This window comes from Paenibacillus sp. Y859, from assembly GCF_056786405.1.
Map to the genome: position 1 here is coordinate 75,307 of NZ_JBXCIZ010000002.1, position 11,825 is coordinate 87,131.

Consider the following 11,825-nt stretch of genomic DNA (forward strand, 5'->3'; position numbering starts at 1 on the left):
AGATCATAATTTCTGTCTTATAATCTGAATTTGTCGTCCAGTTTCATTACGATACATGCTGGGTGACATGCCGCAGAATCGTTTGAATTGACGAGAGAAGTAGAGAGCATCTGTTAGCCCAACGGATGATGCGATCTGCTCAATTGAGAGTTCAGGACGTTCACGTAGTAGCTGACGTGATTTATCGATCCGTAGCTTCAATAAATAAGTTACTGGGGAGAATCCTGTTTCTTTCTTGAAAATCCTGGAAAGATAAGCGCGATTGTATCCAAGGCTATCACACATCTGTTCAATGGATACTGGGTGTGCGAATTGTGTAGACATATACATAATCATCTGCTTAACGGTCCGTTGAACTTGGGATTCTGTGCCAGTAAGCCGTGAGTGGCTGGACAACTCATTTTGTGCTTCAGCAAGAATGAGGTATAGATAACCAAGGGATGTCATATGAGCACTTTCCTTTTTAGTATAGAAAGCTTCTTGTATTTGAGCTATGGAGGAGGCAATTGTAGATTTATCTTTCGTAGAGGTGAATACGGACTGATCCACTAGGAAACCAGCGGATTCCACCCGTTGTTGCGCTTCCTGCCCAAGAAAGGCTGTCCAGCGATAGCACCAAGGTTGCTCTATATCCGAGACATAGCTGACTAATTGCCCTGGATGGATGAGGAAACAGGAACCTTCATGTAGTTCATAGGTATGTTGCTCGGTTCGAAAGATTCCCTTTCCACTCTCCACATAATGTAGTAAGTAATGATCATAGATTTTTGGACCTAATGCATGTAATGAATCTGTTTGACTCTCCCCAGCAAAAAGTACATGAAGTGAATTGTCATTGTGGGAGACTGGATTAGCAGCTACTGAATAGGTTGAATGAAGTGACATAGGAGTATTATTCCTCTCTTCGTTACTGATATGAATGTGAATGACATGAGTTCATTATAGATCTAAAGGTCACATTTATCCATATTAAGCACACATGATTGCATTATCAAAGTGGATGGTATCTTTTATACTTAGTGTAGGTCATAACGATATTGAAAGGATAGGTGAGTGCTAATGAGTATTCAACAACTGAAGGAAACGTTCATAAGTAAATTTGGAAAAGGTCATCATCCAGAGCGGGTGTTTAATGCACCAGGTCGAGTGAATTTGATTGGTGAGCATATTGATTATAATGGCGGTTATGTTCTGCCGGCTGCACTTGAATTTGGTACGACGCTTATTATTAGAGAAAGAGATGATGATAAAATTCACCTTTCTTCTGGCAATATTTCATTTGAATTGACATTAGATATAGACAATATAGGTAACGAAAAAACAGGTGAATGGGTTGATTATCCTATTGGTGTTCTTGTCGAACTGAGCAAGATTGGATGCAAGTTAACGAAAGGATATGACTTGTACTTCAATGGTGAAATTCCCAATGGAGCAGGACTCTCATCATCGGCGTCCCTTGAAGTAGTAACTGCATATGCGATTTTGACGTTGGAAGGACAAGAAACGGACACCGTAGAAATCGCACGTTTATCCCAAAGAGCAGAGAATCAGTATGTAGGCGTGAATTCCGGCATCATGGATCAATTCGCAGTGGCGAACGGCAAGCAAGATCATGCTATTCTACTCATGTGCGATACATTGGAATATAAACATGTTCCTTTCCGCACGGGTTCATACAAGCTAGTGATTGGGAATACGAACAAACGTAGAGGGCTCGTGAATTCTGCCTATAATGAACGTCGACATCAATGTGAAGTCGCATTAGATATTCTGAAACAGGAAGTTCCATCATTGGAATACTTGGCACATTTAAAGCCAGAACAATTCGAAACATTGCAGACTCATATTCAAGATGAGACGGTAAGACGTCGGGCTCAGCATGTTATTGAAGAGAATCAACGGGTACTTGATTCCGTGGAAGCGCTAAGTAAGAATGATCTTGAAACATTCGGTCAATTCATGAATCAATCTCATGATTCCTTACGAGATTTGTATGAAGTGAGTTGTACAGAGTTAGATGTGATGGTGGAAGAGGCACAGAAGATTGCTGGTACACTTGGCGCGCGGATGACAGGTGCTGGGTTCGGTGGCTGTACAGTATCATTGGTGCATGAAGATTCCGTGGAACAATTTGTGCAGCAGGTCGGCGATCACTATAAAGCTAGAACTGGACTCGAAGGCGAATTCTATGTGTGCGGTGTAGGCGATGGCGTGAAAGAATTAAAGGAGGAGATCTAATATGGCTATTTTGGTAACAGGCGGAGCTGGGTATATTGGTTCACATACCGTGGCTGCATTACTGGATATTGGTGAAGAGGTCGTTGTGATTGATAGTCTACAAACAGGCCATCGCGAGGCTCTACTTGGAGGTAAGCTGTACGAGGGAGATTTACGAGATAAGGAGTTGCTTGCGAAGCTATTCAGTGAGAATGAGATTGATGCGGTCATTCATTTCGCAGCGAATTCCCTTGTCGGCGAAAGTATGCAGAATCCAGTGAAATATTATGATAATAATGTATTCGGTACATTATGTTTGCTTGAAGCGATGGATGCTGCGAATGTTCGTAAAATTGTATTCTCTTCGACTGCTGCAACCTATGGTGAACCAGAGAAGGTACCTATTGTAGAAGGTGATCGGACAGAGCCAACGAATGTCTACGGTGAGACCAAGCTGATGATGGAACGTATGATGTCATGGTTTGATAAAGTGCTAGGAATTAAATATGTGGCACTGCGTTATTTCAATGCAGCTGGTGCACATGAGAGTGGCCGTATTGGTGAAGATCACCGACCAGAGAGCCATCTGATCCCACTAGTATTGCAAGCTGCTCTGAAACAACGTGAGAACATTGCTGTATTCGGTGAGGACTACCCGACACCAGATGGTACTTGTGTTCGTGATTATATTCATGTGAGTGATCTGGCAGATGCCCATTATCGTGCGGTAACTTATTTGAGAAGTGGTCAAGATAGCAATGTATTCAATCTTGGGAATGGACAAGGATTCTCTGTCAAAGATGTGATCGAAACGGCTAAGAAAGTAACTGGTCTTGATATTCCTGTAGTGACTCAGGAACGTCGTGCCGGTGATCCTGCTGTATTAGTAGCTTCATCGGAGAAGGCACGTACCGTTCTTGGTTGGAAGCCATCACATGATAGTCTTGAGAATATTATTCAAAGTGCTTGGAGCTGGCATCAGTCTCACCCACAAGGGTACGGAGAATAAGGGGGATGAACATGGATATTGCAACTAGAACTCCTGAACAGGATGAAGCTTTACATGCTATTGAGCGTCTTGTACATTTTTCTTATCAGCATAATTTATTGAAACAAGAAGATATTGATTATAGTCGCAATATGCTGATGGAGCTGTTTCGTTTCAGTGAACCATTCGCAGGAGAAGTAGATTATTCACATGCTGGAAGTCCACAGTTCATGATTGATGTATTGATCAACTATGGATATGAACTAGGGCTAATTCCTGAGAATAGTGATACTTATCGGGATTTGTTAGATGCCAAAATCATGGGATTTCTGATGGCCCGTCCATCTGAAGTGATTGCGGAGTTTGAAGCTATTTCGGCTGAACGTGGGATTGAGGCGGCCACAGATATCTTTTACAAATTGAGCATAGATTCCAACTACATTCGTATGGACCGTGTGGCCAAAAATGTCTACTGGAAGCAGGAGACGGCTTATGGCGATATTGAAATGACCATTAACTTGTCTAAACCGGAGAAGAATCCGAAAGAGATCGCAATGGCTAAGCTACTGCCGCCTCCTGTCTATCCAAAGTGCCAACTATGTCGGGAGAATGTGGGGTATGCAGGGCGTATTAACCACCCAGCACGTCAGAATCTCCGGGTTATTCCCTTAGAGATGAACGGGGAACCTTGGTATTTCCAATACTCTCCATATGTTTATTATAATGAGCATTGTATTATTTTTCACCGTGATCATGTACCTATGAAGTTGACTAAGGATACATTGAAAAGACTTCTATCTTTCGTAGATGTAATGCCACATTATTTCATCGGATCGAATGCGGATTTACCGATTGTAGGTGGCTCAATCCTGACACATGATCATTTCCAAGGTGGTCGTCATACGTTCCCGGTACAGAATGCACCTAAAGAAGTGACGTTCACGCACAACCATTACCCAGGAGTATCTGTAAGTATTGTGAAATGGCCGATGTCCGTATTGCGCCTTACGTCACAAGATAGTGAGATCCTGCTCGAGAGTGCCAATGATATCTATGAATCTTGGAAACAATATAGTGATCCAGATGTAGATATTGTGGCTTTTACAAAGAATGAGTTAGGGGAGGACATCCCTCATAATACCGTTACCCCAATTGTTCATCGTACAGAAGATGGCGCATATGAAATGGACTTGGTGTTGCGTAATAATCGTACTAATGAACAGTATCCAGATGGAATCTTCCACCCTCATCCAGAAATGCATCATATTAAGAAAGAGAATATCGGCTTGATCGAAGTGATGGGTCTAGCTATATTGCCAGGAAGACTAAAAGAAGAGTTGGATCTGGTAGCAGATATTCTAAGTGGTGATGAAGTGCTATATACATCTGCTACAGCTGGAGAAGTTCCTGTGTTGGATCAGCATTTGGAGTGGATTGAGAAGCTTCTAGCAGAACATGGCAATCAGTTCAGTAAAGATGCGGCTGTGCAATTGGTTCAGCATGAAGTTGGCGATAAATTTGTAGAAATTCTGGGCCATGCTGGCGTCTATAAGAGAACAGAAGCAGGGCAGCAAGCGTTTAAGGCATTTCTACAGCATTTGGGATATAACGAATCCTAATATAATGAGTGACAATGACCGTTCTTCTAATTTAGGTGAGAGTTCAAAAGGTGACTTTTTGAACAACCCCTTAGGAAGGACGGTTTGTTCCTGTATAGGGAAAGGTTTATACTATAGGTGCGAGTTCAAAAGATGATTTTTTGAACAACCTTTATAGGTGCAATGGAATATCAATAATTATTGGAGGCGAGACATATCATGATAGCATTTGAATTTAATAATCCGACCAAGCTAATCTTTGGAAGAGGGACGCTTGCTGCACTTAAAACGGAAGTTCCTAAATATGGGATGAAAGTATTATTTCTTTATGGTGGAGGTAGTATTAAGCGGAGTGGTCTCTATGACAATGTTATATCGTTGTTAAATGAGATTGGGGCTGAAGTTACTGAGCAAGGGGGAGTAGAACCTAACCCACGCTTGTCCACAGTTCATAAAGGTGTAGATTTGTGTAAAACGAAGGGAATTGAACTCATACTGGCTGTTGGGGGCGGAAGTGTTCTTGACTGCGCTAAGGCGATTGCAGTAGGTGCGAAGTATGATGGGGATATGTGGGACTTCTTGGAGCGTAAAGCTAGTCCACAAGCAGCGCTTCCTTTGGGAACGGTATTGACGATGGCCGCAACCGGATCAGAAATGAATGGCGGTTCTGTGATATCCAATGAAGTGACACAGGAGAAAATGGGTTGGGGGAGTCCACACGCTTATCCGGCATTTTCCATTCTGGATCCTGTACATACTTTCTCACTTCCGAAGGATCAGACGGTATACGGTATGGTAGATATTATGTCACATGTGCTAGAACATTATTTCCATGCAGAGCATAATACGCCCGTTCAGGATGGCTTCTGTGAGACGATCCTGCGCACAGTAATTGATACGGCTCCAAAGCTAATTGAAGATCTAGAGAACTATGAGTTGCGTTCTACGATTATGTACTGCGGCACGATGGCATTGAATGGTGTACTAAATATGGGGATGTCCGGAGACTGGGCCACTCATAATATTGAGCATGCTGTATCGGCTGTGTATGATATCCCACATGGTGGCGGATTGGCAATCTTATTCCCGAATTGGATGAAACATAACCAGAGCGTCGATATTGCACGCTTCAAGCGACTAGCCATTCAAGTATTTAATATTGATCCATCAGGTAAAAGCGATGAGCAAGTTGGAATAGAAGGAATTGAAGCGTTACGTACATTCTGGAATTCTATTGGTGCGCCAAGTCACTTAAGCGATTATGATATCGATGCAAGCCAAATTGAAATCATGGCTGATAAGGCGCTACGCTTTGGTCCATTCGGTAATTTCAATAAATTGCATAAAGAAGATGTGATTAAGATTTATGAAATGTCACTTTGAGTATTGCGGTTAAGAACTTGATTGGACGGATACGGAGAACATAGTGGAGTCTTCATGAGGTCCCTAGTCTCTGTTGTTTGTGAGGATACAAACAACAGAGACTAGGGCCTTTTTACACTAAGGGTACTGTTATATACTCTCTTTTTTGAATACAAGGAAATAAATGAAACAAAAGGGAATGGTAACACGTATACAATAATATGAACATAAAGGATCCCGACAGGAGGATGTAAGATGGAGGCGCTTTATTTAGGCTGTCTGGTAGGAGGTGTATTATTTGCCTTAGTAACCGTATTGCTTGGAGATGTACTTAGTAGTGCACTTGATGGCTTTCTTGATTTCATGTCGGTGGATATTCTGAAGCCAACGGTGGTAGCAAGTGCAATTACAGTGTTCGGTGGAGCAGGTATATTATTAACTCGTTACTCTGGGTTAGATAATGTGCCTAACATGTTGCTATCTATACTGATTGCGATCTTCATCTCGGTTCTTGTGTTCTATTTATATGTTAAGCCAATGGAGAATAGTGAGAATTCAACGGGATACTCCATCCAAGATTTGGTCGGAAGAATTGGAGAGATTACGATACCACTTCCTGCACTTGGTTATGGAGAGGTCATGGTGAAGGTGGGAGCGGGGAATGTATTACATATTGCATCTAGTCTTGAAGGGGAAGAATTACCCGCTGGTAGCCGTGTAGTTATTGTAGAAGAGGTAGATGGCGTGTTGCATGTTACTGAATTTGATAAGAGAAGAGGAGATGATGTCTAATGTTAATGGAATCAGTACCAGATTATTTGATTATTCCAGCGATTGTGATTGCCGTCATTATTGTACTTGGTTTGGCATTTTGGGCTCGTTATAAGACCGTAGGACCGGATGAGGCAATGATCGTTACGGGTTCTTTCTTGGGGAATAAGAATATTTCAGACGAAGATGGGCGTAGAATTAAAATTATACGTGGTGGTGGGGCATTCATTCTACCTGTATTTCAGCAATCGCAATTCATTTCATTACTCTCACATAAACTAGATGTCTCGACACCAGAAGTATACACAGAGCAAGGTGTTCCTGTTATGGCTGACGGTGTTGCTATTATTAAGGTAGGCGGTTCGATTGAAGACGTAGTGACTGCATCTGAACAATTCATTGGTAAGCCAGTTGAATCGCTCAGAAGTGAAGCGCAAGAAGTTCTCGAGGGACATCTTAGAGCGATTCTAGGTATGATGACCGTTGAGGAAGTTTACAAGAATCGTGATAAGTTTGCACAGGAAGTACAGGGTGTAGCTGCGCGCGATCTTAAGAAGATGGGACTGCAGATTGTATCTTTTACAATTAAGGATTTGCGTGACAAACATGGTTACTTGGAAGCGCTAGGTAAACCACGGATTGCTACCGTTAAGCGTGACGCGGAAATTGCTGAGGCTGATGCGGTAAGAGATGCACGTATTCAGAAGGCCAATGCCGAAGAGCAAGGGCAGAAGGCAGAACTATTAAGAGATACGAACATCGCTGAAGCATCCAAGGAGAAGGAATTGAAAGTGGCTTCCTTTAAGAAAGATCAGGATACGGCAAAGGCAGAGGCAGATCAGGCCTATCATATTCAAGAAGCGCGTGCTAAACAAATCGTGGTGGAAGAGCAGATGCAAGTAGAGCTTGTCCGTAAGAATCGTGAAGTTGATCTGCAGGAAAAGGAAATATTAGTTCGTCAGATGCAATACGATGCAGATGTGAAGAAGAAAGCGGATGCGGATCGTTATTCTGTTGAGGTTGGAGCAGAGGCAGATAAGGCACGCAGAATGCTTGAAGCGGATGCTATGCAGTACTCAATCGAGACGCAGGCCAAAGCTTCTGCAACACAGAAGCGACTGGACGGGGAAGCGATGGCAGATTCAGAACGTGCACGCGGTACTGCAGATGCAGACGTTATTCGTCTGAAAGGTCTCGCGGAAGCTGAGGCGAAAGAGAAATTGGCAGATGCATTCCAAAAGTACGGGGAAGCTGCAATACTCGACATCGTGACGAAGATGTTGCCTGAATTGGCGGGCAAGATTGCTCAGCCACTTGCTGCTATCGATACGTTGACTGTGGTCGACACTGGGAAAGGTGAAGGAGCCGCTCGAGTTAGTAATTATGTAACGGAGCTAATGGCGACTGCACCAACGATGTTGAAGAATGTCTCTGGGCTTGATATTGAAAGTTTGATTAAAGGATTTACTCAAAAGAAACCTGAAGTGCAGCCATTGGCATCATTGCCATCAGTGCCTGAATTGGTAAAAACGCCTATTGAGGCTCAGACACGGACTGAGGAATAGTCGGTGTAAATCCAAACTTCAGAAAAAAGAGATCGTTGTACAAATAAAAGCAGGTCAAGGTCGAATGAAATGCTTCCTGTCAAGTGGACAGGGAGCACTTCAGAATGAGCCTTGGTCTGCTTTTTAGTTATTGTGAGAAAGTGAAAGTATGAATACTGTATGATCGAAAAGGAAACGACTAACAAAATGAATCCGACTCACATATGATATATTGAACGTGGAATGTGGATTGTCGTAAGGTTCTCAATATGACATACGATGGTGGTGAAATTTCATGATCAATATAACAAGTTATTACGCAGGTAGAGATTTGGGATGTTGCTACGCGTCGGAAGGAAGCATGTTTAAAGTATGGGCGCCAACAGCAAGTCTTGTGTCTTTAGTTATATATAAAGATTCAGGTCGCTATAATCATCTGGGTCAAGTGATGAACCACAGTGAGGGTACTGAAATAGTGATGATGAAGGATGTTGATGGTGTATGGTCAAGTTACTGCAAGGGTGACTTGAGAGGTTTATTCTACATGTATAAAACAGAATTTACAGATGGAAAGGTTCATTATGTGGTTGATCCATATGCAAAGGCTGTTTCGGCTAATGGAGAAAGAACGGCCATTGTAGATCTGAAATTGACAGATCCATTGGGCTGGGATGAAGATGTGAAGCCACCGCTTAGTCATCCAATAGATAGCATCCTTTATGAATTACATGTACGCGATTTCTCGATACATCCAGATTCAGGTCTCGTGAATAAGGGAGGGTTTAAGGCCTTCACAGAGTTCGGACTAAAAGATGTCAACGGGAATGCGTTAGGAATCGACCATTTGGTGGAACTTGGTGTAACGCATGTTCAGATCATGCCCGTATTTGATTTCAAAACAGTGAACGAGTTGAAGGTTGATGACCAAGGTACTTCTATATCGGAGTACAATTGGGGTTATGACCCCCAAAATTATAATGTACCAGAAGGTTCGTATGCCAGCGATGCGAGTAATCCTGCTATACGGATTATCGAGCTTAAGGAAATGATTCAAGCTTTGCATAGTAAGGGCATACGCATCGTGATGGATGTAGTTTATAATCATACGTATTTGATTGAAGGAGGTCCATTTGAATCGATAGTACCTGGCTACTTTTATAGAACAGATCATTCTAGCGCGTATTCGAATGGTTCGGGTGTTGGGAATGAGCTTGCTTCGGAGCGTCCGATGGTACGTAAATATATGAAAGATTCCGTGCGATATTGGGCAGAAGAATACCACATTGACGGATTTCGATTTGATCTAATGGGTCTTATAGATACACTGACGATGAAAGAAATTACCGATGAACTGCATGACGAAGTAGATCCTAGCATTATGATTTACGGTGAACCATGGACTGGAGGGTTATCCCCGCTTACTCATCAGACATTGAAAGGAACGCAAAGGGGGACAAAGCTTTCCGTGTTTAATGATCATTTCCGTAGTGCGATTAAAGGAGATAGTGATGGAACGGGACGTGGATTTGCTACAGGAGAGCCTGGTAAAGAGTGGGCTATATGGAACGGGGTATGCGGATCCATTCATGATTTCGCGGAGTTCCCGATGGAGACAATCAATTACGTGACGGTGCATGATAACTTGAACTTATGGGATAAAGTGCTAACGACTGAGGGAATACGGCAAGAAGCTGGTATGCTAGATGTATTCGGTGGTTTACATGCGAACAGCATGGAAGTGAAATTAATGGAGACAGCTGATCCTTATAAAAGTGTTGATCCTATAGAACCGCTCACAAGTGACACTGTTCGACGGAGTTTACTTGCTAATGGGATCATATTAACATCACAAGGAATACCTCTGATTCATGCAGGGGATGAGATGTTACGCTCCAAATTTGGTGATCATAATAGTTATCAAAGTGGGGATTGGATCAATGGGATTAGGTGGGATAACAAAGGGAAGTTCCAGGCTGTATTCAAGTATTATCAAGGTTTGATTGAGCTGCGTAACCATCATCCTGCTTTTCGAATGCGTACTAGGGGGCAAATTGAGAAGCATCTAGAAATATTACAATGTAATGGCAACGTAGTTGCTTATCAACTAAAAGATCATGCCAATGGAGATATATGGCGTAATATCGTAGTTATCTATAATGGGAACGAGGATACGGTAGCGGTAGGTATTCCAGGATCCACAGCGGGTTGGAATATAACAGTCAACGATCAGAAAGCTGGGACGTCACTACTGGAGAAGATTGCTGGAGAGACAGTCTTAGTTCCAAGGCTATCCATCATGGTGCTTTATCAAGAAGAGGATTGAGATTCTTCTTGATAAAGAATATAATGCAAAAAAACATGGCAGGCTAAGGGGATAACCTCAGTTTGCCATGTTTTATTTTGAAAATAATAAGAAAGTATAAGTTTCACTTGAATCAATTTCATAATCGCCGATGCAGCTAAATCGGGATGCGTAATTATGAAATTGATTCTTGATACTATATTCCTTGTATTTCCGCTGAAACGAGTGCCTTAAAGTGATACGAAGTATCGCTAGCATCGAAAGCATAATCTCTTTGAAAAAAGAACGGCATTGCCGTTTCTACTTGTCTAGAGAAGCATGTCTTTATTTATTTTTTGAAAATACCGAATGGCGAACCAAGGGGTAGAAAGCTTCGTCCAAAATGAGCATTAAGAACAGAAGCGCCACAGCCATATAACGATACGACAGCAATTCCCATTTCAGCGTAAGCTGCAATTGTATGGAATATATGAGGTGCGATACCAAAAGCATCAAACGTTAATCCCAAGAAAAGGAAATCGATCAATACAAAAATAGTGAAGAGTACTTTGTGAGTCTCCATAGCGCCAATGGTCATAAATAATGTGAACACTAAATAGCCTAGAAAGGCAAAGCCTAGTTGATTGCCATCTATATCTGCAGCCAACTGTGGACCAAATACGCCCAACTTCATCAACCAACTGCTGGCAACACCAAGCCAGAAAAAGCCATACGCACCGAAAGCCGTCATTCCAAAGGTGTTGTTATGCTTAGCATCTTGAACACAAGCGAAAAGCTGGGCAAAAGCCCCAAGGAAAATAGCCCAGGGAATAATGTAGCTAAGACCTTCTGTAAGGCCAAGCTTTTGTGAGGATGCGACAAGTGTTACCATCGCCAGGCCAAATAGGCCGATTCCACTAGGATCTGCAGTAATAATTTGTACGGATTGTTTCGTTTGTGATGACATAGTTGCCTCCAAATAATTTATGATAAGGCTGAACAGCCCTCGATATCATATCATAGTAGTAGATGACTTGCACTCAAGGAAGAGGATTACAAATGCT

The 11,825-nt window shown here is 42.3% G+C and carries 9 protein-coding genes; 7 read left to right on the forward strand and 2 right to left on the reverse strand.

Annotated features, from left to right (window positions below):
* Nucleotides 1-3 precede the first annotated feature (3 nt).
* Nucleotides 4-885 (reverse strand): helix-turn-helix domain-containing protein, encoded by an 882-nt coding sequence (locus AC1TO8_RS05245; RefSeq protein ID WP_482054568.1) that lies wholly within the window; start codon nucleotides 883-885, stop codon nucleotides 4-6.
* Between the two features lie 174 nt (nucleotides 886-1,059).
* Between AC1TO8_RS05245 and AC1TO8_RS05250 the strand changes: the two genes are divergently transcribed.
* The 7 genes from AC1TO8_RS05250 to pulA all read left to right on the forward strand — a co-directional run bounded on the left by AC1TO8_RS05250 (nucleotide 1,060) and on the right by pulA (nucleotide 10,803).
* Nucleotides 1,060-2,238, forward strand: a complete 1,179-nt coding sequence (locus AC1TO8_RS05250; protein WP_482054569.1) for a galactokinase — start codon at nucleotides 1,060-1,062, stop codon at nucleotides 2,236-2,238.
* Nucleotide 2,239: 1 nt separating this feature from the next.
* A complete protein-coding gene (gene galE, locus AC1TO8_RS05255) occupies nucleotides 2,240-3,226 on the forward strand; it encodes a UDP-glucose 4-epimerase GalE (RefSeq protein WP_482054570.1) in 987 nt (328 codons plus the stop codon).
* Nucleotides 3,227-3,237: 11 nt separating this feature from the next.
* Entirely contained in the window at nucleotides 3,238-4,824 is a 1,587-nt protein-coding gene (locus tag AC1TO8_RS05260) for a UDP-glucose--hexose-1-phosphate uridylyltransferase (protein ID WP_482054571.1), read from the forward strand.
* Nucleotides 4,825-5,022: 198 nt separating this feature from the next.
* Nucleotides 5,023-6,186: an iron-containing alcohol dehydrogenase gene (locus tag AC1TO8_RS05265; RefSeq protein WP_482054572.1), complete on the forward strand. Its 1,164-nt coding sequence runs from the start codon at nucleotides 5,023-5,025 to the stop codon at nucleotides 6,184-6,186.
* Between the two features lie 234 nt (nucleotides 6,187-6,420).
* Complete coding sequence (locus AC1TO8_RS05270) at nucleotides 6,421-6,957, forward strand: NfeD family membrane protein (RefSeq protein WP_482054573.1); 537 nt, start codon at nucleotides 6,421-6,423, stop codon at nucleotides 6,955-6,957.
* A gap of 5 nt (nucleotides 6,958-6,962) precedes the next feature.
* Complete coding sequence (locus AC1TO8_RS05275) at nucleotides 6,963-8,501, forward strand: flotillin family protein (RefSeq protein ID WP_482055218.1); 1,539 nt, start codon at nucleotides 6,963-6,965, stop codon at nucleotides 8,499-8,501.
* A gap of 274 nt (nucleotides 8,502-8,775) precedes the next feature.
* Nucleotides 8,776-10,803: a type I pullulanase gene (gene pulA / locus AC1TO8_RS05280; protein ID WP_482054574.1), complete on the forward strand. Its 2,028-nt coding sequence runs from the start codon at nucleotides 8,776-8,778 to the stop codon at nucleotides 10,801-10,803.
* Between the two features lie 307 nt (nucleotides 10,804-11,110).
* On the opposite strand, the gene AC1TO8_RS05285 is transcribed toward pulA, so the two are convergent.
* The gene (locus AC1TO8_RS05285) at nucleotides 11,111-11,728 is read right to left on the reverse strand and encodes an acetate uptake transporter (RefSeq protein WP_482054575.1); all 618 of its coding nucleotides are present in this window, start codon (nucleotides 11,726-11,728) and stop codon (nucleotides 11,111-11,113) included.
* Between the last annotated feature and the right edge of the window lie 97 nt (nucleotides 11,729-11,825).

Coding starts and splice junctions, on each gene's coding strand:
- AC1TO8_RS05245 (WP_482054568.1), bottom strand. CDS start 885: ATGTCACTTCATTCAACCTATTCAGTAGCTGCTAATCCAGTCTCCCAC.
- AC1TO8_RS05250 (WP_482054569.1), top strand. CDS start 1,060: ATGAGTATTCAACAACTGAAGGAAACGTTCATAAGTAAATTTGGAAAA.
- galE (WP_482054570.1), top strand. CDS start 2,240: ATGGCTATTTTGGTAACAGGCGGAGCTGGGTATATTGGTTCACATACC.
- AC1TO8_RS05260 (WP_482054571.1), top strand. CDS start 3,238: ATGGATATTGCAACTAGAACTCCTGAACAGGATGAAGCTTTACATGCT.
- AC1TO8_RS05265 (WP_482054572.1), top strand. CDS start 5,023: ATGATAGCATTTGAATTTAATAATCCGACCAAGCTAATCTTTGGAAGA.
- AC1TO8_RS05270 (WP_482054573.1), top strand. CDS start 6,421: ATGGAGGCGCTTTATTTAGGCTGTCTGGTAGGAGGTGTATTATTTGCC.
- AC1TO8_RS05275 (WP_482055218.1), top strand. CDS start 6,963: ATGGAATCAGTACCAGATTATTTGATTATTCCAGCGATTGTGATTGCC.
- pulA (WP_482054574.1), top strand. CDS start 8,776: ATGATCAATATAACAAGTTATTACGCAGGTAGAGATTTGGGATGTTGC.
- AC1TO8_RS05285 (WP_482054575.1), bottom strand. CDS start 11,728: ATGTCATCACAAACGAAACAATCCGTACAAATTATTACTGCAGATCCT.